Source organism: Nocardioides sp., assembly GCF_047602075.1.
Taxonomy (GTDB): Bacteria; Actinomycetota; Actinomycetes; order Propionibacteriales; family Nocardioidaceae; genus Nocardioides.
This window is the reverse complement of the sequence record NZ_JASGIF010000001.1, coordinates 1,569,130-1,593,119: the sequence shown is the minus strand read 5'-3', so window position 1 is coordinate 1,593,119 and position 23,990 is coordinate 1,569,130. Positions and strand designations below refer to the sequence as shown.

The 23,990-nt window shown below is 68.8% G+C and carries 23 protein-coding genes; 11 read left to right on the top strand and 12 right to left on the bottom strand.

From position 1 onward, the window contains the following. Positions 1-90 precede the first annotated feature (90 nt). Positions 91-741 carry a TetR/AcrR family transcriptional regulator gene (locus QM714_RS08040; protein WP_415099278.1) on the top strand — a complete coding sequence of 217 codons (651 nt, stop codon included), beginning with the start codon at positions 91-93 and terminating at the stop codon, positions 739-741. Here QM714_RS08040 and QM714_RS08035 read toward each other — a convergent pair. Next, the gene (locus QM714_RS08035; RefSeq protein ID WP_415099276.1) at positions 630-1,862 is read right to left on the bottom strand and encodes an ABC transporter ATP-binding protein; all 1,233 of its coding nucleotides are present in this window, start codon (positions 1,860-1,862) and stop codon (positions 630-632) included. The two genes, QM714_RS08040 and QM714_RS08035, sit on opposite strands and share 112 nt — an antisense overlap. A gap of 5 nt (positions 1,863-1,867) precedes the next feature. After that, the gene (locus QM714_RS08030) at positions 1,868-3,292 is read right to left on the bottom strand and encodes an aspartate aminotransferase family protein (protein ID WP_415099274.1); all 1,425 of its coding nucleotides are present in this window, start codon (positions 3,290-3,292) and stop codon (positions 1,868-1,870) included. A 117-nt stretch (positions 3,293-3,409) separates the two neighbouring features. On the opposite strand from QM714_RS08030, the gene QM714_RS08025 reads away from it, so the two are divergent. From QM714_RS08025 to QM714_RS08005, 5 genes are all read left to right on the top strand, one after another. Beyond that, a complete protein-coding gene (locus QM714_RS08025; protein ID WP_415099272.1) occupies positions 3,410-4,681 on the top strand; it encodes a spermidine/putrescine ABC transporter substrate-binding protein in 1,272 nt (423 codons plus the stop codon). Beyond that, a complete protein-coding gene (locus tag QM714_RS08020) occupies positions 4,674-5,606 on the top strand; it encodes an ABC transporter permease (RefSeq protein ID WP_415099270.1) in 933 nt (310 codons plus the stop codon). The genes QM714_RS08025 and QM714_RS08020 overlap by 8 nt, the downstream gene beginning before the upstream one ends. After that, positions 5,606-6,454 (top strand): ABC transporter permease, encoded by an 849-nt coding sequence (locus QM714_RS08015; protein WP_415099267.1) that lies wholly within the window; start codon positions 5,606-5,608, stop codon positions 6,452-6,454. The genes QM714_RS08020 and QM714_RS08015 overlap by 1 nt, the downstream gene beginning before the upstream one ends. A gap of 234 nt (positions 6,455-6,688) precedes the next feature. Continuing rightward, the gene (locus tag QM714_RS08010) at positions 6,689-7,867 is read left to right on the top strand and encodes an aromatic ring-hydroxylating oxygenase subunit alpha (protein ID WP_415099265.1); all 1,179 of its coding nucleotides are present in this window, start codon (positions 6,689-6,691) and stop codon (positions 7,865-7,867) included. A gap of 192 nt (positions 7,868-8,059) precedes the next feature. After that, entirely contained in the window at positions 8,060-9,127 is a 1,068-nt protein-coding gene (locus QM714_RS08005; RefSeq protein WP_415099263.1) for a hypothetical protein, read from the top strand. A 214-nt stretch (positions 9,128-9,341) separates the two neighbouring features. Here the strand turns inward: QM714_RS08005 and QM714_RS08000 are convergent, their stop codons facing one another. Beyond that, the gene (locus QM714_RS08000) at positions 9,342-9,788 is read right to left on the bottom strand and encodes an HIT family protein (protein ID WP_415099261.1); all 447 of its coding nucleotides are present in this window, start codon (positions 9,786-9,788) and stop codon (positions 9,342-9,344) included. A gap of 36 nt (positions 9,789-9,824) precedes the next feature. Beyond that, the gene (locus QM714_RS07995) at positions 9,825-10,220 is read right to left on the bottom strand and encodes a hypothetical protein (RefSeq protein ID WP_415099259.1); all 396 of its coding nucleotides are present in this window, start codon (positions 10,218-10,220) and stop codon (positions 9,825-9,827) included. Positions 10,221-10,381: 161 nt separating this feature from the next. On the opposite strand from QM714_RS07995, the gene QM714_RS07990 reads away from it, so the two are divergent. Both QM714_RS07990 and QM714_RS07985 read left to right on the top strand, forming a co-directional pair. Then, positions 10,382-11,110 carry a VIT1/CCC1 transporter family protein gene (locus tag QM714_RS07990; RefSeq protein ID WP_415099257.1) on the top strand — a complete coding sequence of 243 codons (729 nt, stop codon included), beginning with the start codon at positions 10,382-10,384 and terminating at the stop codon, positions 11,108-11,110. A gap of 51 nt (positions 11,111-11,161) precedes the next feature. Beyond that, entirely contained in the window at positions 11,162-12,205 is a 1,044-nt protein-coding gene (locus tag QM714_RS07985) for a VanZ family protein (protein ID WP_415099255.1), read from the top strand. A 6-nt stretch (positions 12,206-12,211) separates the two neighbouring features. Here the strand turns inward: QM714_RS07985 and QM714_RS07980 are convergent, their stop codons facing one another. After that, the gene (locus tag QM714_RS07980) at positions 12,212-13,012 is read right to left on the bottom strand and encodes a siderophore-interacting protein (protein ID WP_415099253.1); all 801 of its coding nucleotides are present in this window, start codon (positions 13,010-13,012) and stop codon (positions 12,212-12,214) included. A gap of 199 nt (positions 13,013-13,211) precedes the next feature. Between QM714_RS07980 and QM714_RS07975 the strand changes: the two genes are divergently transcribed. Next, positions 13,212-13,826, top strand: a complete 615-nt coding sequence (locus tag QM714_RS07975; protein ID WP_415101026.1) for an S-adenosylmethionine:tRNA ribosyltransferase-isomerase — start codon at positions 13,212-13,214, stop codon at positions 13,824-13,826. Positions 13,827-13,830: 4 nt separating this feature from the next. On the opposite strand, the gene QM714_RS07970 is transcribed toward QM714_RS07975, so the two are convergent. The 6 genes from QM714_RS07970 to QM714_RS07945 all read right to left on the bottom strand — a co-directional run bounded on the left by QM714_RS07970 (position 13,831) and on the right by QM714_RS07945 (position 21,451). Next, the gene (locus QM714_RS07970; RefSeq protein WP_415099251.1) at positions 13,831-14,751 is read right to left on the bottom strand and encodes an SGNH/GDSL hydrolase family protein; all 921 of its coding nucleotides are present in this window, start codon (positions 14,749-14,751) and stop codon (positions 13,831-13,833) included. Further along, positions 14,666-16,006, bottom strand: coding sequence for an acyltransferase family protein (locus tag QM714_RS07965; protein WP_415099249.1), 1,341 nt, complete (start codon positions 16,004-16,006; stop codon positions 14,666-14,668). The genes QM714_RS07970 and QM714_RS07965 overlap by 86 nt, the downstream gene beginning before the upstream one ends. 334 nt (positions 16,007-16,340) lie before the next feature. Beyond that, positions 16,341-16,997, bottom strand: a complete 657-nt coding sequence (locus tag QM714_RS07960; RefSeq protein WP_415099247.1) for an SDR family oxidoreductase — start codon at positions 16,995-16,997, stop codon at positions 16,341-16,343. Positions 16,998-17,092: 95 nt separating this feature from the next. Then, entirely contained in the window at positions 17,093-18,949 is a 1,857-nt protein-coding gene (locus QM714_RS07955; protein WP_415099245.1) for a phosphoenolpyruvate carboxykinase (GTP), read from the bottom strand. A gap of 182 nt (positions 18,950-19,131) precedes the next feature. Continuing rightward, on the bottom strand, positions 19,132-19,905 hold the full coding sequence (ddaH, locus tag QM714_RS07950; RefSeq protein ID WP_415099243.1) for a dimethylargininase: 774 nt from the start codon (positions 19,903-19,905) through the stop codon (positions 19,132-19,134). 145 nt (positions 19,906-20,050) lie between these two features. Next, the gene (locus QM714_RS07945; protein ID WP_415099241.1) at positions 20,051-21,451 is read right to left on the bottom strand and encodes an MXAN_6640 family putative metalloprotease; all 1,401 of its coding nucleotides are present in this window, start codon (positions 21,449-21,451) and stop codon (positions 20,051-20,053) included. A gap of 254 nt (positions 21,452-21,705) precedes the next feature. Here QM714_RS07945 and QM714_RS07940 point away from each other — a divergent pair, with 254 nt between their 5' ends. Both QM714_RS07940 and QM714_RS07935 read left to right on the top strand, forming a co-directional pair. Beyond that, entirely contained in the window at positions 21,706-22,971 is a 1,266-nt protein-coding gene (locus QM714_RS07940; RefSeq protein ID WP_415099239.1) for a DUF445 domain-containing protein, read from the top strand. 400 nt (positions 22,972-23,371) lie between these two features. Next, complete coding sequence (locus tag QM714_RS07935; RefSeq protein ID WP_415099237.1) at positions 23,372-23,584, top strand: RNA-binding S4 domain-containing protein; 213 nt, start codon at positions 23,372-23,374, stop codon at positions 23,582-23,584. On the opposite strand, the gene QM714_RS07930 is transcribed toward QM714_RS07935, so the two are convergent. Next, positions 23,577-23,945: an FKBP-type peptidyl-prolyl cis-trans isomerase gene (locus QM714_RS07930; protein ID WP_415099235.1), complete on the bottom strand. Its 369-nt coding sequence runs from the start codon at positions 23,943-23,945 to the stop codon at positions 23,577-23,579. The two genes, QM714_RS07935 and QM714_RS07930, sit on opposite strands and share 8 nt — an antisense overlap. Positions 23,946-23,990: the final 45 nt, after the last annotated feature.

Genomic DNA, 23,990 nt, shown 5'->3' with positions numbered 1-23,990 from the left:
CTGATATCGTGAGCGGCAAGGCAGGCAGGTTTCCCGCTGACCCTCGGCGCAGGCGCGCGGGCCAGCGTGGCGAAGGGGAGCTCGGAGTCGATGACCAGCACGGCAGGCGCCTCAGGCAGTGCGCCGCTCGCCGGGGCGGACCAGCGTCGCGATCAGATGCTGGCCGCGGCCGCTGCGCTGATCGCCGAGCGTGGTTTCTCCGAGACCCGGATCGCCGATGTGGCCAAGCGGGTGGGCGCCTCCTCAGCGCTGGTCGTCTACTACTTCGGCACCAAGGACAAACTGCTCACCGAGGCGCTGACCTACTCCGAGGCGCATTTCTACGACGCGGCCGACCGCATGCTTGCCGAGACCCCCGGCCTCCGCGACCGGCTCGAGACGCTGGTGCGAATGACCTGCGACCCCGACGGTGAGGACGACATCCCCGGCGCCTGGGGGCTGTGGTTCGACCTGTGGGCGCAGGCCTTCCGGCACCCGCAAGTGGCCGAGGACCGGATCGTGGCGGATCGACGTTGGCGAGACACCATCGTCGGGGTGCTCGAGGACGGCATGGCCGCGGGCGAGATCGGCACCGTCGACACCGCGCAGTTCGCGATCACCTTCGCGGCTCTTCTCGACGGGCTGTGCATTCAGGTGGCGTTGCGGGACCCCGATGTCGACTCCGACCGCGCGTTCGCGATCGCGATGGACTTCGCAACTAAGGCGCTGTCGCTCCCTCCGGCGTCGCGGGGTCGGCGATAGCCTCCGCGGATCCCACGGCCGACTCCGGCAGCAGCTGGGCGGCCCGGTGTGAGACGCGCGTGCACACCTCCTGACCCTCCACCAGCCAGGCCGGCAAGCTCGCCGTGCACGTTGGCGACCTCGGCGGTCAGCCGACAGCCGGCGGCTCGGGTGATCACGTGGGTGTGGCCGCCGCGGAAGACCAGGTGCTCGATCCGGGAGGGGAAGACGTTGGCCTCGTCGTCGGCGCAGATCCCCTCGATCGGGCTCAACTCGACCCGCTCCGGTCGCAGCACCAAGGTCACCTCCTGGCCCAAGGTCACGGTGCGGGTGGCGTGCGCGACCAGGGCAAGGCCCTCGATCTCGGTGGTCACCAGGTCGGCTGCGGTCTCGGTCACCTTGCCCTGGTAGAGGTTGGCGCTGCCGAGGAACCCGGCGACGTACGCCGACGCGGGGTTGGCGTAGATCTCGCTGGGCGTGCCCTGCTGCTCGACCTTCCCGTCGACCAGGATCGCGAGGCGGTCCGACATCGTCAGCGCCTCCTCCTGGTCGTGGGTGACGTAGACGAAGGTGGTGCCGATCCGCTTCTGCAGCGCGCGCAGGTCGACCTGGAGCTGACGCCGCAGCTTCGCGTCCAGCGCGCCGAGCGGCTCGTCGAGCAGCAGCACCGTCGGCTCGAGCACGAGTGCCCGGGCGAGGGCCACCCGCTGTTGTTGGCCGCCGGACAGCTGGGCCGGCCGCCGGGTGGCGTAGCGAGACATCTCGACCAGCTCGATCGCCTCGGCGACACGCCGGCGGGTCTCCTGCTTCGAGGTCTTCTGATACTTCAGGCCGAAGGCGACGTTGTCCTCCACCGACATGAAGGGGAAGAGGGCATAGGACTGGAACACGGTGTTGACCGGTCGCTTGTTGGGCGCGATGTCGACGATGCTGCGCCCGTCGAGCAGGATCTCGCCCTCGTCGGGGTACTCGAACCCCGCGAGCATGCGCAGCGTGGTGGTCTTCCCGCAGCCGGAGGCGCCCAGCAGCGAGAAGAACTCACCTGACGCGATCTCGAGGTCGAGGCCGTTGACCGCGACGGCGTCGGCGTACCGCTTCACCAGGCCCTGCAGGCTCAGGGCACCCGCCGCGCTCTCCGTCATCAGCCTCAGGCCTCCCCGGTCTCGTCGTCCGCGACCGGAGCGGCGACCAGCTCAGCGAGCCTGGCCACGTTGGCCACGAACCTGTCCACGTCCTCGTCGGTGTGCTGCACCGAGATCAGCCATTGCTCGATCTTGCCCCACGGAGGCAGGAACACACCACCGTTGTGCTGCACCAGCCAGTGCGCCTGACCGAGCTCCGCGTCCACGTCGAGGAAGTCGCGGAAGTCGTGGCAGGGTTCGGAGCGGAAGGCGATGCAGCCCTTGGCGCCGGCGGTCACCACGTGCCAAGGCAGGCCGTGTCGCGCGATCACGCCCTCGATGCCGTCGACCATCCGGCGGCGCAGGCGATCGATGTGTTCGTACGCCGCGGGGGTGAGGACCTCCGTCAACGTCGCCAACGCCGCAGCCATGGCCAGCGGGTTGCCGTTGAAGGTGCCCACCTGCTCGTAGGAGCCGTCCGCGATGAGCTCCATCAACTCCTCGGTGCCGCCGATCGCCGCGGTCGAGACCCCACCGCCGATCGCCTTGGCGACGGCGACCAGGTCGGGCGTCACACCGTAGACGCCGGTGGCGCCGGCCGGGCCGGCGGTGAGACCCGTCTTCACCTCGTCGAAGGCGAGCAGCGCGCCGTGGGCATGCAGCAGCTCCTTCAGCCCGGCCAGATAGCCCGGCAGCGGGTGGATGATGCCCGCGTTCATCATGATCGGCTCGACGATCATGCCGGCGACCTGGCCGTCGTACTCCTTCAGGATCTGCTCAAGGCTGACCAGGTCGTTGAACGCGACGATGACCGTTAGGTCCCGGATCGCCTGCGGGATGCCGCTATTGCCCGCCACGGCGATCGGCCGAGTGGCCGGGCCGATCTCCTCGTCCTCGGGGAGCACGGAGACCTCGACCGAGTCGTGGTGGCCGTGGTAGCCCCCCTCCACCTTGATGATCACGTCGCGACCGGTCGCCGCCCGCATCAGGTGGATGCAGTCCATGGTGGCCTCGGTGCCGGAGTTGGCGAAGCGCCACTCGGGCAGGCCCCAGCGCCGGGACAGTTCCTCGGCGACCGCGATGGCGTCCTCGGTGGGCTGCGCGAAGTGGGTGCCGCGGGCGACCCGCTCGGAGACCGCCTTGACGATCGCCGGATGGGCGTGGCCGACGATCGAGACGCCGTACCCCCCATGGAAGTCGGAGTACTCGTTGCCGTCGACGTCGTAGATCTTCGAGCCGGCGCCGTGGCTGAGCCAGACGGCTTGCGGCTCGGCGATCTGCCAGTTCGAGGTCGCTCCTCCGGCGAGCGAGCGGCGGGCCCGGTCGATCAGCTCACGGCTGCGTGGCTGGCGGTCCAAGAAGGCCTCGCTCTCGGTCTCGATGACCTCGGCGATCGCCTCGCGCGAGGGCGCGGCGATCGTGCTGGAAGCGGGGCTGGCGGTGCTGGTCACGGTGTCCTCCACACGTGCGATTCATCGTTGTGATTCATTGACTGATCGTTCAGTCTATGTGACGGTGTCACTTATCCGCCCCGGTTGGCAAGGGTCGACGCGGAAGTTCGAGGTGGCATGACTGACAGTTCCGGAGGCTCACCACGCGGTGCTGCCGCGCGGCTGCGGGTTCGCCGGAGCATCTCTCGCCGCTCCTTCCTGAGAGGGCTGTCGGCTTCGATGGTCGTCCCGGCGACGGGGTCGCTGCTCAGCGGCTGCGGCAACCAGCTCTACACCTCCGGCGACTTGGTCATCGCCTCCCCCGAGCATCCGGTGAAGTGGCCGTTGAGCACGAAGAACCCGCCGATCGAGGCTGGCCAGATCCCGGAGCCGGGCAGCACGCTGCGGCTCTACAACTACGCCGACTACATCGGACCGGCGGTCCTCAAGGCCTTCAAAGCCAAGTACGACGTCGACGTCAGCGTCTCGACCTTCAACAGCACCGACGAGGCGCTCACCAAGATCGCCTCCGGTGCAGTCGAGTTCGACATCTACTTCCCGAGCTACGACCAGATCGGGAAGATGGTCGCCGGTGACCTGCTGCGGCCACTGACCCACGACTACATCACCAACGTCGGCAACCTGTGGCCGATGTTCCGCAACCCGTGGTACGACCAGGGTTGGCAGTACTCCGTGCCCTACACCGTCTACACCACCGGGATCGGCTGGCGGGCCGACCGGGTCGACCTCGACATCGCGACGCTGGACAATCCCTACGACGTCTTCTGGGACTCCCAGTTCCGCGGTCGCACCGCCGTCATCGACGACTTCCACACCACGATGGCGATGGTGCTGCTCCGCAACGGGATCCGCGACGTCAACACCGGCAAGGTCGCCGACCTAGACCTGATCCGCACCCAGCTCAAGCAGATGACCGACGCCACCGACCCGCGCGTCACGATCACGATGTACAACGACCTGCCCGCAGGACAGTTCGACGTGTCGATGATGTGGAGCGGTGACCTGGTCAACGCGCAGTACTACCTGCCCAAGGGCGTCTCCCCGGAAGTCCTGCGCTACTGGTTCAACTCCGACGGCTACGGCACCGTCGACAACGACCTGATGGTGCTCCTCGCCTCCGGGAAGAACCCGGTCGCCGCCCACCACTTCCTCAACTTCATGCTCGACGCCGACATCGCGAGCAAGAACTTCTCCTACACCGGGTATCAGCCGCCACAGCGATCGATCAACCCCGACACCTTGGTCGAGGACGGTTTCCTCCCCGAGCAGCTCTCGACCGCAGCCGTGCAGCCGGCGTACTTCCGCGACAGCCCCCGACTGCTCGAGCTCAACCCCGTCGTCGACGCGCAGTGGCACAACATCTGGCAGGAGTACAAGGCCAATGGCTGATCCAGGGCGAGACGCACGCACCCGCCGGGCCAAGAAGCAGGCGGGTGGCTGGGTCTGGCCGCTGGTCGCCGCTCCGGGCACCCTCTGGCTGCTTCTGCTGTTCGTCGCCCCGCTCTACGTCGTGCTCGCCATCTTGTTCGGCCAGATCGACCCGATCCTGCGCCAGCCGGTGCCGGTGTGGAACCCGATCGAGTGGAACACGATCCAGTTCCGCTTCGTCATCGAGCACATCGTCGGCGACCAGGGCTACTTCGGTCCGCCGCTGCTGCGCACTGCGGTCTACGTCGGCATCGCCAGCCTCCTGTGCCTGCTGATCTCCTATCCGGTGGCCTATTTCGTGGCGCGGTTCGCGGGCCGCTGGCAGGGCGTCCTCCTGATCCTGCTCGTTGCGCCGTTCTGGATCAGTTACATGATGCGGATGCTGGCCTGGATCAACCTGTTACAGAACGACGGCCTGGTCAACCAGGTGATCGGCCTGGTGAACCCCTCCTGGCAGGTCAACTGGCTCTCAGGGCACGCCGTGACCGTCATCCTCGGCCTCGCCTACGGCTACGTGCCCTACATGATCCTGCCGCTCTTCGCCGGCCTCGATCGGATCCCCCAACAGACGTTGGAGGCGGCCCGCGACCTAGGCGCCGGCCGGTTCGAGACGTTCCGCAGAGTCACCCTCCGGCTGTCCATGCCCGCGATCGTGACCGCCTCGCTGCTTACCTGTCTGCCGATGCTCGGTGACTACTTCACCACCGACCTGCTCGCCGGCACGCCGGGGAACTCGATGGTCGGCAACCTGATCAACAACGCCGTGCTCACCCCGGGCCAGACCGGCCAGGCCGCCGCCTTCGTGGTGATCGTCTCGCTGGTCTCGCTGGTGCCGATGATGCTCTACGTCTGGGTGTCTCGTGACCGAGAGGGGGTGGCGTCTTGATGAGTTCCCGCCGTCGACCGACCGTGCTGGCCACGATCACGGTGCTCTACATCGCCTGGTCCCTGCTCCCGGTGCTCATCGCCGTCCTGTTCTCCTTCAACGCCGGCCGCTCTCGCACCGAGTGGACCGGCTTCTCGCTGCAGTGGTACTTCACCGAGCCCGAGCGCTCGGTCTGGCACGACGCCAGCATGCACACCGCCCTGCTGCACACCATGCGGCTCGGCGTCATCGTCACCCTTGTCACCGTCCCGCTTGGGGTGCTGCTCGCACTCGGTCTGGACCGGTGGCGCGGCCGGTTGCCGAGCGGAGTCAGCTTCTTGGTGCTGCTGTCCTTCGTGCTGCCCGAAGTGCTGCTCGCCGTCGCCCTGCTGTTCGTCGCGACCACCGTCTCGACGCCGCTCCAGCTGGGCACCTTCGGCCAGGTCCTCGGGCTGGTCACCTATCAGCTGTCCTATCCGGTCATCATCGTGCGCGGCCGGATGCTCGCGATCGGGCCGCAGTACGAACAGGCGGCCGTCGACCTCGGCGCCAGCCGCTGGGGCGCCGTCTGGCGGGTGCTCATCCCGATGCTCATCCCGGCGATCTTCGCCAGCACCGTGCTGGTCTTCGCCGACGTGATCGACAACTTCGTGCTGGTCCGCTACCTCTCCGGCGACGCCTCCACCGAGCCGGTCTCGGTGAAGATCTACAACACCGCCCGTGCCGCCCCCACTCCTGCGCTCAACGCCCTGGCCACCCTGGTCCTCCTTGCTTCGCTGATCGTGGTGACCGTCGGCTTCTTGGCCTACAAGTGGTTCAGCCGAGGCGAGAAGGGTGTCGGCGTCCAATCGTTCGCCGCCGAGCTCTAACCGGCCTTCGGCCCGTGCTGGGTCGTCGATTCGGACCAGATTGGGGTCCCGCCAAGGTCGGGACCCCCGAACCGGTCCGAATTGGCGGCGAGCCACGATCCGGGTTGCGCGAGAGGTGCAACCAGAGCGGCGCAGCCGGCGCGGCTGGTGCTGGACGGGGTAAGGGGCCCCAGATATCCTGACTGTGCGTTCAATCAGGATTCAATCGACCTCGAGATCGGACGGACACGCACCATGAGCATCGACGTGAGCCCACAGCAGCTGACCGCGACCGCGGACGCCGCGCCACTGGATCATGACGAGGTGCGACTGTCGCTGGCGCCGTTCGGCTCGAGTCGGATGCTGCCGGTGGCGGCGTACCTCGACGAAGCGGTGCTGGGTTGGGAGAAGAAGCACATCTTCGGCGGCTGGGTCTGTGTGGGGCGCGCGGAGCAACTGCGCAAACCACAGTCCGCCGCCGCGTTCGCCTGGGGCGAGGTCGGTGTGCTGGTGACCCGAACCAAGGACGGCTCACTGCGTGCGTTCGAGAATGCGTGCCGGCACCGTGGCCACGAGCTGCTGCCGTGCGGCGGCAGCTCGGAGACCCGGATGGTCGTCTGTCCCTACCACGCCTGGACCTATCGGCACGAGGGTGACCTCCGGGCGGCGCCTGGCTACTCGCGCGACGACGACTCCTTCGACAGGAGTCAGTACAGCCTGAAGAAGCTCGACGTACAGGAGTGGCATGGCTGGCTGTTCGTTGCGCCCGTGGACGAGCACGGCGACTTCGCGGCTCACATCGGTGAGCTCGAGGGGATCATTGCCAACTACGACGGCGAGGATCTCGTCACTGCCGAGTCGCACACCTACGACGTGGCGGCGAACTGGAAGGTGATCATCGAGAACTACCAGGAGTGCTACCACTGCTCGTCGATCCATCCCGAGCTGTGCGCGGTCAGCCCGCCACAGAGTGGCGAGAACATCGAGCGCGAGGGCAACTGGGTCGGCGGCTGGATGGACCTGCGCGACGGTGCCGCCACCATGTCCTTGGACGGTCACAGCGACGGCACCGTGATGGCGCGGTTGTCTGAGGAGGAGCAGCACACCGTGATGTACGTCGCGGTGATGCCCAACCTGCTTCTCAGCCTGCACCCCGACTACGTGATGACGCACCTGCTGACGCCGATCACCCCCGACCGGACCCAGATCACCTGTTCGTGGGCCTTCCCGCGGGCGGTGGTGGAGCGGGAGGGCTTCGACCCGGCGTACGCCGTCGACTTCTGGGACATCACCAACCGTCAAGACTGGGGTGCCTGCGAGTCGGTGCAGCGGGGGATCAAGACTCCTGGCTACGAGCCAGGCCCGTTGGCACCCGACGAGGACGGCGTCTACCACTTCGTCACGCTGCTCGCGCAGCGCTACCTCGGGCACTGACCGAGGACGGGCAGCCCCTCTCGGCGGAACTCATATCCGACGGCCCGGTGACGACGAGTTGGACGGGTGGCTGGGTGCGGTCGGCGTCGATCTGTGGCTGACCGGGTGGTTTGGTCGGGCCCTGGCCGAGCGGAGCCGTCCCGATCCGCCGGGCTACGATAGTCCCGTGTCAACCACCGTCATCGAGCGAGCATGAGCGACTCAGCGGCCGACCCGGAGTTGGCGGAAGTCGAGGCGAGTGGTCGTGCGATGCGGCGGCCGGCCTGGGTGAACCGGATGATCTGGCTGGCGGTGGCCGCAGTCATTACGGTGTTGACGGTTCGCCTGGTCGGCAGGGTGGACTGGCCGGCTGTCGGGCGGGCGCTGTCGCACCTGACCTGGTGGCAGCCGTTCGTGCTGCTGGCGGTCCTGCTGACACGACAGGTGATGAATGCGCTGCCGCTGAAGATCTACATCCCTGGTGTGACCATCTATCGCGCCACGATCAACGATCTGGGCGCGATGCTGATGTCGCTCTTCGCGCCACCGCCTAGCGACATCGCGCTGCGCACCGCCATGTTCAGCTCGTGGGGCATCTCCACCAGCACCGGCCTGGCGGGCGCGGTGATGAACACGCTCACGTTCTACGTCGTCAGGTTCGGCGTGCCGGTGCTCGGGTTCGTGCTGTTGCTGGTGACCGGACAGCCGGCTGGATTGCGCTACCTGGAGATCTTGAGCATCGCGATCGCGGTCGCGATCTTCGTGGGCATCGTGCTGGTCATCCGCAGTGAGGCACTGGCCCGCACGGTGGGCACCCGGTCCGCCCTGGTCGTGCGGAAGGTGCGGTCCAGCGTCAAGCCCGAGTCTTGGGCCGAGGCCTGTGTCCGCTTCCGCGCCGAGACGGCGCTCCGCTTCCGACAGGGCTTCCCGCGCTCGATGCTGGCCCTGGTGGGCATGGTCGTCGCGGACCTCACCCTGCTGGTGTGCTGTCTGCGGTTCGTCGGGGTGAGTGCCGCCGACGTGAGCCTGCTGGAGATCGCGATCGCCTACCTGTTCGCCTACCCCTTCACCGTCTTCCCCTTCGCCGGCATCGGCGTCGTGGACGCGATCCTGCTCGCCGCCCTGGTCGGATCGGGTGGCCAGGGCATCGAGGCGGCGGCTGTGGCGGCGCTCGGTGTGTGGCGCATCTTCACCATCGGCGGACCAGTTCTGCTCGGCGTGATCGCCGTGGCCATCTGGCGGCGAAGTCTGGGCGACAAGCAGCACGCCACTGCCGGCTGAGGTCTCCTGGCGCCTGAGCCGGGTGTTCTGTCAGACGGTTGTGCCGTCAGGCCCGGGCGAAGCAGCGCAGGTAGACGGAAGGCGAGCGTGCCCCGTGGCCCCGGCTCCCATCATCGCGACCACCGAGCCGACTCTGGACGTCGATCGGCGTCGAGAGGTGATGAGGAGGCCCCGGAACGTATCCGTGCTGGTCCGGCTCAGTGATGCATGAGGACTACCGCTCCTCGAACGCACTGCGGAGGGCGAGGGCGAGGTGGTCCTGTCGGGTGGGTGACACCCATCGGGCCTCGTCGTCGACGAGATAGGCGAAGACGCGGGGCCCGAGGGTGTGATCGGGTTGGTCGGGCAGGCGGGGCACCAGGTGGAGGTGCAGGTGGGAGAAGCCCTCGGCCTCGGAGAACTGCATCAGGTAGGTCTTCGCGCACCCGGTGACCTGCTCCAGGGCGGCGCTCAGCCGCTGCACCAGCCCGCCCAGCTCATCGGCGGCGTCAGTTGTCAGATCGGTGAACGCCAAGACATGCCGGGTCGACAGGATCACCAGCCAGCCGGGCAGGGTGCTGTTGAAGGCGTGAGCGACCCGCCAGTGCTCGGTGCTGACGATGCTCTCGCGCGGAGGTGGGGCCGGGTTCGTCTGCTGGTCGCAGGAGTAGCAGCCAGGCACGAGCTCCCCTTTCGGGACCCACGACAGGCTCAGACGTCAACTGCGAGCAGCGCCGTCGCTGCTCACCTTCTCCTTGATGATCAGAGCGGGCAGCAACAAGGTGGCCACCGCAGTGACCAGCCAGACCAGCACAGTGGCTGCGATCCAGGAGCCGACCCCGTTGATGGTCAGTCCGCTTCCGAACACCTTGGCTCCGAGGAGCGCCACGAAGCTCGCCACGAGGCCCGTGCCGCCGAGGAACGCGGGAGCGTTCTTGGCTGCGACCTTGGTGATGAAGGGCGAGAGAATCGCCTGGATCGCGGCATAGATGATCACGACCAAGACGAAGCCCGAGGGATGCAACGTCATGCCCGGAACGATCAGCGAGGCGACGATGAGGCCGACTGCGGCGGACAACAAGAAGACGGCAAGTCGCAGGAGAAGTCGCACCATGGGCTCACCCTAGCGAGCCCGTACCTCGGGGGCGCCTCCTGGACCGGCGTGGCGCCGCGATCTCATCCGTCGGAGGTGACGAAATCGGCCCCATCCAGAGGAGATCAGCGCAGCCTTTCCTCGCTTGCGGCAACTCGATGAACGGTGTTCCATCGGGGTCGATGCAGACAGATGACGAGGATTTCGCAGGGGCGGACGAGATCGGCCATGTCCACGCCGACGTGTCCGGTGGCTGGCTGCGCGCGGCCGTGTTCGGCGCCATGGACGGGTTGGTCACCAACATCAGCCTCGTCGTCGGGATCGGGGCGGCAGGGGCTTCGGATCGGGTCGTGCTGCTGACGGGAACGGCGGGTCTGGTGGCCGGGGCATTCTCGATGGCGATGGGCGAGTACACCTCCGTGTCGACGCAGAACGAGCAGGTCGAGCGCGAGGTGGCGGTCGAGCGCAGGGAGATTGCAGAGAACGCCGAGGCCGAGGTTGCCGAGCTCTCGGAGATGTTCGTCGACATGGGCATGCGTTACGAGGTCGCCCTGCTGGCCGCACAGGACGTGCACCGCGACCCCGAGCACGCGACCATGGTCCATGTCGCCCAGGAGCTGGGTGTCGACCCCGACGAGCAGCCATCGCCGCTCGTCGCGGCGGGCTCGTCGTTCGCGATGTTCTCGGTCGGTGCGCTGATCCCGCTGCTCCCCTACCTGCTCGGCTTCGGCTCGGTGCTGACCGGACTCATCGCGGGGGCACTCGGCCTGCTGGCGGCCGGCGGTGTGGCCGCGCGGTTCACCGCCGTGCCCTGGTGGCGAGGCGCGACCCGACAGCTGGTGTTCGGTGCCCTGGCGGCAGCAGCGACGTACGCCGTCGGCTCGCTCTTCGGTGCCGGTGGGTTGACCTGATCCATCGGTGCCGGCCGGCAGGTGAGGGCGACCCACCACTAGATTGACGCCGTGTCCGATCAGGTAGTCAACGGCATCTTCGCCACCGCGCTCGGTGCCGTGCTGGCCGTGCTGCTGCTCGCCCCGACCGCCGCCGTGCAGTATCGCCGGGACGGGCGACTCGGCCCGGGCGACCTGCTCACCTTGGTCGGTGCGGCGGTGTACGGGTTGGCGCTATGGACCTACACGCTGCTGCCGTTTCCCGTTGACGACACCTTCGCCTGTCAGCGCACCCAGCTGGAGATCCTGGGCTCGTTCCGGCCGGTGATCGAGCGCGGTCTGGTGGCGCCGTCGGTGCTGCTCCACGACGCCGCCTTCATGCAACTGGCGTTGAACGTGCTGCTGTTCGTGCCGCTCGGCTTCTTCGTCAGGCTGGTGCTGCATCGCGGAGTGGTGGTCACCACCATCCTCGGCCTGCTGATCTCACTGGCGATCGAGACGACGCAGCTCAGTGGCATCTGGGGGCTCTACCACTGCGCCTATCGCGTGTTCGACGTGGACGACCTGATCGTCAACACCTTCGGCGCCTTCCTCGGAGGCGTGTTGGCGTGGCTGCTGCTGCACCGGCATCGGCGCGCCCCCGAGGCGCTGCCGACCACGATCACTCTCGGTCGCCGATGGGTCGGCTTCCTCAGCGACGCGATCGTGGTGATGACCGCGGGGCTCGCTGCGGCGATCGCCTACCGTGCATGGAGTCTCTACGGCCGGGACCTCCCGTTCGATCAGGTGAGCACCCACGCCACCACAGCCTGGCAACTCGGCGTGCCGCTAGCGCTCGAGGCCGCGATGGTGCTGATCGCGGGCCGGACGGTGGGGGAGTGGGTGATCTCCGTGGAGCCGGTCACTGGTCGGGTTCCCGTGCCGCTGGCTCGGTTGATCAAGCTGACCTTGGGGGTCGGCGGCTTTGCCGTGCTGCTGGTGCTGGACTTCCCGGGCAGCCGGTTGCTGCTCATCGCCCAGGTGGCGGTGACCCTGCTGGCCGCGATCCGGACGCGCGCGCACCGAGGGTTGACCCACTGGGCGGCCGGCATGGAGCTGACCATCGGGCGATCGTGAGGCCTCCTAGGAGACGTCCGCCTCCATCGCGGCGACGTAGTCGCGCTTGATCTGCCGCCAGGCCTCGTCGGTCATCGTGCGGCGCCAGTACGGCGAGCACGACATGTCGGAGCGGGCCAGGCCACGGTCGGAGAGCAGATGACGGCGGACCTGCCGGATCTCGTCGGCCTCGCCATGCACGAAAGCCTGCCCGCGGCCCACCGGAAACCGCAGGTCGGCGACCGCGTCCGGCAGGAGGTCGACATCGTCCGGTCCACCGCTGCGGTGCAGCCAGCCGATGTCGGCCTCGTCGGGCGCGGTGAGCGGGATCTCGTGATCGGGACCGTCGCAGACCAGCCGCACGATGACCCGGGCTTCGCTGGGCATGCTCTCCAAGGCGGCGGCGATGGCGGGAAGCGCGGACTCGTCACCGACGAGGAGGTGCCAATCGGCGGCGGGGTCGGGCAGGTAGCCGCTGCCGGGACCCTCGAAGACCAGCACGTCACCGGGCTGGGCGTGGCTGGCCCAGCGGCCCGCGACCCCGACATCGCCGTGCACGACGAAGTCGACCGTCATCTGCCGGCTGGCCGGATCCCAACTGCGCACGGTGTAGCGCCGACGGGCCGGCTGCTGCTCGCGGGGGTGAGTCTTGCGGACCTCTCCCGGATCGAACACGCCGTCGTAGCCGGCGCCCTCGGGCGGGAAGGCCAGGTTGATATAGGTGTCCGTCGCCTCCGGCATCTCGAGGTGGTCCAGATCGCCGCCCCCGAGCACCACGCGGACCAGGGTCGGCGTGAGTGGGGCGGCAGTGACGACACGAGCATGCATGGGCGATCCTTCGCAGGCGACTGAGTTAGGCAACCCTAACTCAGTGGTTCCGTTAGCTGGTCCGGTGCCCAGCCCATCGGCCCGAGTCCGCCTGACCAGGCGAGGTCAGCGTAGGCGATGTGGCCTGCGCAGCACCGCGGGCAAGTAGGCAGCACCGGGGGCGTCGGGAGCGGTCCAGCTCGTCGCCGGCTCCGCCGAGCTGACCCCGCTGGCGGCGTACCCCGTCGAAGCGTCACCGACCGGCGCCGGCAACCGATTCTGGCGCGCCCGGTCCCGCGGCCCGTTGACAGCCGAACTCGCCCGAGCTGGTCGACCGATCGCCTACGGCTACCTCGACGAGCGATTCCCGCTGTCGGCCTACCAGACGGTGTTCGCCACTCGACCCGGGAGCGCGGAGATGCCATCCGCCGGTCGTCCGTTCACCACCGAACTGGTCACCCTCCTGGTCAGCCGAGGAATCGCGATCGCGCCGGTCACGTTGCACACGGGTCTGTCCTCGCAGGAGGTTGGCGAGGGGCCGCCGCCTGAGTGGTTCGAGGTCCCCGAGACGACCGCTCGCCTGCTGAACGCCGCTCGTGTCGCCGGCGGGCGGATCGTCGCCGTGGGCACCACCGTCACTCGAGCCCTGGCGTCCGCTGTGGACCCCTCGGGACTGGTGGTCGGGCGACGCGACTGGACCGACCCACAGGCCTCTCACCTCCTGCTCGTCGAGGCGGTGGCGGGCGCGGACCTCACCCGGGCGGCGTACGACGCGGCGGAGCGCGGCGGCTACCTGTGGCACGAGTTCGGCGACAGCTGCGTCTTCCTCCGCTGAGCGCTCAGCCGGAGGAGACGACGCAGGCGGAGGATGCGGCGCCCTCGGCGGGGAAGGCGTTGGCGAGGGCGTCGGCGATCCGGCGGGATCGTTGGGCATAGCCGGCGCTGGTGAAGTGGATGCCGTCATCGACGAACCAGGAGTCCTGCACCTCGGCCCGCCAGTCGTAGATCCGCAGGTCCGGATAGCGACTGCAGGCCTTGAGCAGGGCCTGGTCGAAGGCCTGCATGTGGCTGTCGGCGTAGGCGCCCGATTTGTTCCGTGACTTCACCGTCAACCAGAGCACCGGCTGGCCGGACAGCTTCTTCATGAGCAGGTCGATCCGCTGCGTCGAGGAGTAGACGCCGCCGACGGCCTGGTTGGCCGAGTCGTTGGTGCCCATCGCGATGATCCAGCAGCCCCGATAGCCACGCTTGAGCTGGGCCTGCACGGCGTCTTGGGCGTTGGGCTGGTTGTGCCAGCGCTCCACGATGGAGCGAGCACCGAGGATGTCGGTGCGGATGTCGCTGACCCCGTGCCGACGGAGCTGCGCCGGCAGCCGCAGCGACGCGTCGGGCAGGTAGGCCGGGCTGACCAGACCGAGTGAGGTCGACTCCCCGATCACGACCACGCTGGAGCAGGACGTGGCGGTCGCCGACGTCCGCGTCCGGTGGCGATGCCGGTGGGCGTTGCGCAACGGGGCGGCAGCCAGCTGAGCGCCCGAGTCACCCGACTGGCCGTCTCCCGAGTGACCCTGCGCGGTGGAGGTGCGGTCCGGGAACTCGTCGAGCCCACGATGACCGGTGATCCCCGAACCAGCCGCGTCGGAATCCCCGCTCTGGCCGGCGAAGTCGGCCACGTCAGGTGGGATGGGCGGCTCGTCGACACCCGGAGCGATCACCGTCGCCGCACTGGCCCGGCTCCCGTCGGCGGTCTGCGCCGACATGAGCGCAAACGTCCCTGCCACCAACATCGTGGCGAGCCCGATGGGGAGCAGGGGAACATGCGTCAGCCGCCGGCCCTCGCCCGGCACCTCGGCGCCCTGCACAGCGGGGCTCTGCACAGCGGGGCTCTGCACCTCGGCGATCTGGAGCCGCACCCGTCGCAAGGCACCGACGAGTCCGTAGCGACGGATCGGATCCTCGACCAGCCGCCAGGAGAAGCTCGGCGAGCACCAGCACGGTAGCCGTCACGAGGGCTCCCCAAAGGTAGCGGTGCGCGTCCAGCGTCGCCGAGGAGACGGCGACGATCACAGGCAGCTGCCACAGGTAGATCGCATAGGACCGCTCACCGAGCCAGCGCAGCGGCTCTCGGCCGAGCAGGAAGCCGAGGCCCGTCCGCGGCACGGCCACGGCGGCGACGACGGCCGCCGTACACACCGACAGCAGCAGGATCCCACCGCGGTAGATGCCCAGGGAGTAGTCGTCGGTGTGGGCGACCAGCCAACCGATCCCGACCAGGCCGGCCACGCCGAGCAGGTCCACGCCGAAGCGGCGCACGCGGCTCGACCCGAGAGCAGGGCCGAGGCGGTCCCAGACCAGCGCCAGCAGCGCGCCCACCAAGATGCCGCCGGCGCGGGTGTCGGTGCCTTCGTAGGCGCGGGTGTGGTCGAAACCGGGGCTGACCAGCACCGCCAGCAGCACGAACGACAGGCTCGCCGCCAGGAGCGTGAGCATGACCAGGGTGCGGCGGCGAAGCCGGAAGACGCCGAAGGCGAGCAGCAGCAACAGCGGCCAGACGACGTAGAACTGCTCCTCGACCGAGAGCGACCACAGGTGGTCCAGTGGACCCGGGCCGGTGAACCGCTGGAAGTAGGTCTCCCCGACGGCGATCGTGTGCCAGTTGGCGACGTACGCCGCCGCGGCGGCGGCCTGCTCGCCGCGCTGGGCCAGCAGCGGCCGCTCGCTGAGCGCCGTCCACGCCAGCACCACCGTCAACACCACGGCGAGCGCTGGCAGCAGCCGTCGTGCCCGGGCGAGCCAGAACCGACGCAGCTCGAGCGTGCCGGTGCGCTGCCAGCTGGACAGCAGAATGCGAGTGATCAGGAAGCCGCTGAGGGTGAAGAACACCCCGACCCCGAGCAACCCACCGGCCATCTGCGGGAAGCCCAGATGGAAGCCGAGCACAGCCAGCACGGCCAGTGCCCGGATGCCATCCAGGCCCGGCAGGTAGCTCCGCTCCTCACCGACTGGTCGGGGCACCCTGACACTCCTCTTTGTCGTCGATCGGCACTGGCGGGGCTGGCTGGCGGGGCTGGCTGGCGGGGGCTGCTGACACCACTAGGACGACTGGCTGACCCGTGGGGTTGTCAGCGTCCCCCGTCGCACCGGACCGCCCCGGCCAGTCTTCCGCAACTGCCCCGGCTCCCGCGGCACCGCTGACCGCGCGTCTCCTATCGGGATGGGCGACGCCGGCTGCCGGTGCTCGGACCCATCTCCCGCGGTGCTGTGGTGGGTGAGGACCCGGTATCCAGGGCAATTTGCCACGACAAGACCGCGGCAGACGCAAGAAGACCGCGGCAGTTGGCAGCCTCGATCAGGCCGGGTAGGACACCTCGGCCTGCCAGTCGCCCTCGGGCTGGCGGGAGGCGGCGAAGATCGCCTCGGCGACATGAGGCGGGCTGAGCGGACCCTCCTCGGCCAGCACGCCGCGGACGGTGACCGAGACGGCGCGGATCCCGTCGGGCGCGAGCGCCTGATCCAGGCTCAGAACGAGATTGCGCAAGCCGGCCTTCTGCACCCCCAACGACGGCGCCACATGGGAGGGGTGGTCGGCTGCCGAGCTGCCGGTGACGGTGACCCGGCCGCCGGCCGTCATGAAGGGCCGGGCCGCCTGGACGGCAGTGAGCAGGGCGCCGACGCCGAGCGCGACGTCGGCGAGCAGTTCCGGCACGCTGAGCACGAGCGGATCCCGAGCCCGAAACGCGCTCGGGTTGAAGTGCAGCACGTCGATCTGGCCGAAGCGACGGCCGTACGACGCCACCGCCTCGGTCAGTGCCGGCGCATCGGTCACGTCCAACGCGTCCCAGACCGTGGTGATGCCGTCCGCTGCCAGGGAGTCGGCGAGCGTCTCCAGCTGGTCCGCGCCGCGCGAGACCAGCGCGACGTCGTACCCTTCTCGCCCGAAGCGGCCGGCCACCTGCCCACCCACGCCGGGACCGGCCCCGATCACCACGATCACTGGTTTGCGCACGCGTTCAGGCTACCGACGCGCCCGCAAACATATTGCGAGACGCGGGGCGGTCGAGGTCTCTGCCAGGACGGGAACTCGACTCTTCGACGCCCTGTTCATTCGACGCGCTGTTCAGGCTGTTCAGCCAGGGTGGCCACGATGCGGCGGTGCGCGGCCCAGATCTCCTCGGGGAGGCCGGGGAACTGCTCCAGGTGGGCCTGCCGGTTGTCGAGCTCCTGCTTCCAGCGCTCCACGTCGATGGTGAGCACCCGGTCGAGGTCGTGCTGGGGCAGGTCCAGGCCGGTCAGGTCGAGCTCGTCCTCGGTAGGCAGGATGCCGACCGCGGTCTCGCGGCCCTTGACCTCGCCGTTCTTGAGCTGCATCAGCCAGAGCAGGGCCCGCAGGTTCTCGCGGTAGCCCGGCCATAGGAAGTGGCCGTCCTCCGGGTCACGCTGGAACCAGTTGACGTGGGCGAAGATGGGCTGCTCGGAGGCGGCTCCGACGATCTTGAGCCAGTGCGCGGCGTAGGGGCCCTCGGGGTAGGACATGAACGGCCGCATCGACATCGGGTCGTAGCGCAGCTGTCCGTCGACGCCCTCGGCCGCGAAGGTGGCCTCCGCGCCCAGGGTCAGGCCGTCGTAGACGCCCTCGGCCAGGTCGGTGATCGCCCGGACCAGCGGCTCGCGATCACGGGTGCGGCCACCGAAGATGATGCCGTCGATGGCGACCCCCTCGGGGCGCTCGAAGTCGGCGGCCACGTTGGGCACGTTGGCGAGCGTGGTCGTGAAGCGGCTGTTGGGGTGCGCCCAGGGGTCACCGGCCTGCTCGGGGGAGCGCTCGGAGATCAGCTCGCCCTTCCAGTCCCGCCAGCCGGTGAGGTCGGCGGGCGCCTGCTTGGTGCGGCCCTCCCACCAGACCTCGTGGGTGAGCTCGTTGTAGGCGATGTTGGTGAACAGCGCGTGGGAGTCGGCCCGGATGGAGTCCAGGGCCGTCGGGTTGGTCAGTTCGTTGGTGTCCTTGGCGACCCCGAAGACGCCGAACTCGGGGTTCATCCCGTAGAGCTTGCCGTCTTCTGGGTCGACCCACAGCCAGGTGATGTCGTCGCCGTAGAACGACACGTGGTAGCGGTCGCCGAGGGCGTCCGGGGCCAGCGTCATGGCCAGGTTGGTCTTCCCCGACGCGCTCGGGAAGCCGCCGCAGATGTGGTAGACCCGACCGGTCTCCTTGTCGGTGATGCCGAGCAGCATGAACTGCTCGGCGAGGAACTTGCCGGACGCCCAGCCGTCGTACGCCGCCTGGCGCAGGCCGTGGGCGATCTTGCCGAGCAGCGCGTTGCCGCCGTACGACGACCCGAAGTGCAGGATCGTCCGCTCGTCGGCGACCGTCACGAAGTAGCGCTTGTCGTCCGGCGTGCCCTGGCCGAGGTTCTCCAGGTCGCCGGTCACGTGCACGGCTCGGACGAAGGAGTCGGGGTCGGCGAGGTTCTCGATGAAGGAGACGTCGACGCGGGCCATCCGGATCATGTGCAGCACGACCGTGCGGTGGTCGGTCAGCTCGACGCCCGCCGCGTAGGCCTCGAGCGGCGATCCCGGGGGTGACATCAGGTAGGGGATGACGTACATCGTCTTGCCCGCCATCGCACCCTTCATGTGGCCCTCGACCACGGGGCGGATCTCGTCGCTGTGTCGCCAGTTGTTGTAGACGCCCTTGTCCTCCGGGCGGCTGGTCGCGACGATGGTGCGCTCCTCGGAGCGCGCGGTGTCCTTGAAGTAGCTGCGCGAGTAGTAGAGGCCCTCTCCGGCCGGAAGGATCTCGCCCGCGTCCAGCGACTCCCGGACCAGCCGGGCGTCGTCGGCCGCGCTGACGACCTCGATCCGGGCAGCACCGGTGTGCTCGGCCCAGTGCTGGACGTACTCCCTCACTCTGGGGTTGTGCAGTCCTGCTTCGTCGAGCACCTTGTCCACGTCGACCACGGGCGTTCCTCTCTGTCGTGTGAGGTGTGCGCGGGGAATCCTCGACGCTGAGGAACAGCTCGCGCGGCCATCTCGTGTGCTGCTGCGGTCATTCCACCTCAATTGGCGGAAATCCACACTTGGCACGATCCAATGGTCGGCTAGTGGAGTGGCGCGGCTGAGATTTGGGGTCGTGGCGGCGTCTAGATGCCGCGCAGCCGCACCGAGAGGCAGGTGACGCAGCCCTCGAGCTTCTCGTACTCCGAGATGTCGACGGCGACCACGTCGAGTCCGCGCTCCCGGTAGAGCTCGGCGGTGCGGGGGGCGGAGGTGCTCATCAGCACCCGGTTGTCCCCGAGCAGGACCACGTGGCCGCCGTGCTCCTCGGGCACCGCGAGGAAGGAGGGGTAGACCGACGAGTCGTCGACGAAGTCGGGGTGGCCGACCACAGTGCCGTCCGGCAGCGCCGTGACGGCGGACTTCAGGTGCAGAACCAGGCTGAGCGGGACGGGCACGACCTCGTCGGCGAGCCCGCGTAGATGGGTGGCGAACTGGTCGAAGCCGTCCCACGACGTGCGGCCGCCGATGCCCACCCAGACGGTGCCGTTGTGCTTGAGCACGTCGCCGCCGTCGAGGGTGCCGGGGTCCTCGATCCGCTCGATCCGGTAGCCGAGATCGCGGAGCACCGGCTCCACCTCGACCGGCTCGGGCTGCCGCTCCGGCGCGCCGGGACGAGTCATCACGGCGAGATCGCCGTACACCACGACGGTGTCCTCGATGAACGCCGAGTCGGGGCACTCCGGCGCGGGCGGGGCCTCGCGGACCTCCCAGTCGTTCTCCTGCAGGGCGGCGACGTAGGACTCCCATTGCTGGAGCGCCAGGTTGGCGTCGACCGGCTGCCGTTCGAGGTGGGTCAGGAGGCCCTCGGCCATCCGCGGGCTGGGGCGACGGACCAAGGCGAGGCGACGGCTTCTCATGGCCCCACTCTGCCGCATCACGGCCGAGTCGAGTAGGTGTGTCCGCTGCCTGCCGCACTGATCAGGCGGGGTCGGTCAGGCGGGGTCGGTCAGGCGGGGTCGGTCAGGCGGGGTCGGTCAGGCGGGGTCGGTCAGGCGGGGTCGGTCAGGCGGTGGTGCTGGTGGCGGACCAGGTGAAGACCCGGTTGTCGTCTCGCGGGCTGCCGGTGCAGGAGTACGCCGGGTCGGCGCTGGGGCGGGTCCAGCAGTCGAAGCGGGTGGAGGCGTTCACCACGGTCACGATGACGTTGGAGATCTGGCTCGCGTCGAAGAGCACGGTGCCCTTGCCCTTGCCGGCGGCATCCAGTGCCAGCACCTTGCGGGTGACCTTGCCGCTCTTGTAGCGGACCTGGACCACGGCGGCGGGCGCCGACTTGGAGGACGGGCCGTCGATCTTCACCAGGAGGCGCTGGTTGGCGCCGGTGACCGAACTGCCCGGCCGGATCCGCACATGGCGGGAGGCCAGGTGGTCGACTTCGAGGCTGCCTCCGGTGGACTTCCCGCTGGTGAGGACGGGATCGGCGTCCATCGGGGCGCTGACCGACCAGGCTGCGCCCTCTTCGTAGGTCTTGGCGGGTGTGGTGTTCGCGGCGGCGAAGTCGCGGTAGAGCTTGTTGAAGGTGCCCTTCTTCTCCAACGCCTTGACCACGGCTCGGGTGGAGTACATGCTGCCGCCGCCGTTGTACTCCCCGGCGTTCTCCCACACGGTGCGGACGATCTTGTCGCCGAGCTTGCGGCTCTTGGTGAGGTATTCCCACCAGATCCAGTTGCCGAACTGGGTGGTGCCGCCGCTGCCCGCCATGTCCAGCGGGCTCCACGGGAGTGCGATCTGGCTGGAGGGGAGGTACTTGCGGTTGTCGTTGACCTTGTCGGCGTACCGCTCCTCCATCCACGTCGCGGTGGACTCCACCAGCCAGGCATCCTCGTCGCTGTCGTAGGCGAGCTGGATAGCGTGGAAGAGTTCGTGGGCGGCGGTGGCCCGCAGCGTGTTGAGCGCCTTGTGTCCGTCGAACTGGTCGGGCTGGAAGTCGTTGTCGAGGACGCAGTACGCCGACGCCAGATAGCCGTTGCCGACCTTCTTGTCCTTGGTGCAGTAGCCGGCGTACCCCTTCGAGCCGACGTCCTTCAGATAGACGTCGAGCTTCTTGTTTCCTCCGCGCTTGCCGTCAGGAAGCGGCGACCGGAAGCCGAGCTTGTCGACCTCGAACTTCCAGATCTTGTTCATCTGGGTGAGCACCACGTCGGGCTGTCCGGCGGGGGGCTTGTCGACGGTCGTATTGACCCAGTGCACGCACACGTGCGTGGAGCACTTCGACTTCACCTTCTTGGTGGTGTAGGCGTCGCCCCGTGGGTCGTCGGGATTGGTCGGCCGAGCGGCCGCTGTGGAAGGCGAGGCCTGCTTGGTCGGGGCGGCGGTGGCGGGCGAAGCGAGGGGAAGTAGCAGGGCCACCGCCAGAGCGGCAGCCGTCGTCAGGGTGGCGGGCCTGACGGCGAACAGGCGGCGCATGCTCTCTCCAGGGCGGTCTCGGCGATCGATCTCGTGGTCCGGCGCGGAGGTGGCGACGGGCTCGCGGCGGATCCGGCCTACCTCTGCAGTGTCATCATGTCGGCCGAGGGCCATCGGTGACTCAGGAATGCAGAAATTGATCCGAGCAGACTCCGAGACCCCCGTGCCGATCCACCGTAACCCGGCCAGTCGGCCGACCCCAAGCCTGCCTCCACCGGTCTCGGCGCTGGGACGGTAGGAGAGAATCACACGCGATGGCGACGTCGTTCTCTCTGCCCAGCTCTGATCCGGCCACCGATGCGGCCCGCCGGCGGGGTCTGCGCCGGATGCGCTCGCTCGCCGTCGCGCTGCTCGTCTTCGCCGCGGTGGTCTATGTCGCGACCCAGGGGATGACCGGCTGGTGGGGGTTCGTCAACGCCGGTGCCGAGGCCTCCATGGTGGGAGCGATCGCGGACTGGTTCGCGGTGACGGCGCTCTTCAAGCACCCACTCGGGCTGCCTGTCCCACACACCGCGCTGATCCCGCGGCGCAAGGACGATCTGGGCCGCAGCCTGGAGGAGTTCGTGGGGGAGAACTTCCTCCAGGAAGCCATCATCCGGGACCGGGTCGCAACGGCTGCCATCTCGCTGCGACTCGGCCGTTGGCTGGCCGAGCCGGAGAACCGGGATCGGGCAGTGGGCGAGATCGCCGACGTTGCCGCGATCGGACTGGCCCGGGTCACCGACCAGCACGTCGCCGACTTGATCTCCGAGGCGATCGTGCCGCGACTTCGCGAGGAGCCGATCGCGTCGCTGCTGGGTGGGCTGTTGGCCGAGACCGTGCGCGACGACCTCCATCACGGACTGGTCGACCTCGGTCTCGACGAGCTGCTGCGCTGGCTGGTGCATAACCCCGATACCTTCACCGAGGTCCTCGCCGAGCGTGCGCCCTGGTGGGCGCCACCCCGCCTCAACACCGCGGTCACGGGTCGGCTGCACACCGAGGCGATCAAGTGGGTGGCCGACATCCGCAACGACCCGCACCACCATGCCCGCGAGGCCGTGGACTCCATGCTCGCCCAGCTCGCCACCGACCTGCTCTCCGACCCCGCGACCCAGGAGCGGGCGGAGCGGCTCAAGGAGCGGGTGCTGGATCACCCCGCCGTGCTGGAGTCGGCCGTCTCGGTCTGGAACGCCCTCCGACGCGCCCTTCTTGCCTCGCTGGAAGACCCGACGGGAGCGGTGCGACAGCGCCTCGCCCTGGAGCTGGCCCGCTTTGCCGACCGGCTGCTGGCGGACCCAGCGCTCCGCGAGCGCCTCGACGGCTGGGCTGCCGATCTGGCGGTGTTCGCGGTGCAGCGGTACGGCGCCGAGGTCACCGCCGTCATCACCCACACCGTGCAGCGCTGGGACGGCAAGGAGGCAGCCCGCCGCATCGAGCTGCACGTGGGCCGGGACCTGCAGTTCATCCGGATCAACGGGACCATCGTGGGCGGCCTGGTCGGCGTCCTCATCCACGCCGTGAGTCTGCTCGTCCCGTAGGGGCTGGGTCTGCGGGTGGGCGCCGCCGCGGTCGGGGTCGCCAGCGGGTGTCTGGTTGTCCGTGGTGACGACCGACAGGGCAACGACGACGGATGGGCGCCGCCGGTGGCTGGGGTTGCTGGCCGGGTCGCTGGTCGGCTGGTCTGCCCGGGTGGGCGTCTGCCGCGGTGTTCTTGTGTCTGCCGCGGTCTTGTTGTGGCAAAGTGCCCTGTGTTCCGGGTCCTCAGCCACTACAGCACCGCGGGAGTTGGGTCCGGGCCACCACCGCAGACCAGCAACCCGGACGACGACCAGGACCACCGGCGGCCTTCCCGTGTCGCTGCCCGGCGAGCACCCCAGGCGACCAGCAACCCGGCCGACGGCCTCGGCCACTCATCGCCTCCTGTGCGAGGATCTGCGCATGCGGGAGGTAGTGATCGCGGACGAGTCGATCCGGCTCGGGCAGTTCCTCAAGCTGGCCGACCTGGTGGAGTCGGGGGCTCAGGCCAAGCCGCTGCTGCTTGCCGGGGAGGTCCGGGTCAACGGCGAGGTGGAGACCCGACGCGGTCGACGACTGGCACCGGGAGACGAGGTCACCGTGGCCGGTGAGAGCTGCCGGGTCGGCGTCAGCTGACGCCGAGCAGGTCCACCACGAAGACGAGCGTCTCGCCGGGCTTGATCACCCCGCCCGCGCCGCGGTCGCCGTACCCCAGATGCGGGGGAATCACCAGTTGACGTCGACCGCCGACCTTCATGCCCTGCACACCTTGGTCCCAACCGGCGATGACCTGGCCGATGCCGAGTCGGAACTGCAGCGGCGCGCCGCGGTTGTACGACGCGTCGAACTCCTCGCCGGAGGACAACGCCACCCCGACGTAGTGCACGCTCACGGTCTGGCCGGTCGCCGCCTCGTCACCGTCGCCGACGGTCAGGTCGGTGACCACGAGGTCGGCCGGGGGAGTGGGGTCGACAAAGTCGATCTCAGGCTTGTCCATAGGAACACCCTAGGGTGCATGGTCCCTGCCGGCGCGAGGCGCCGG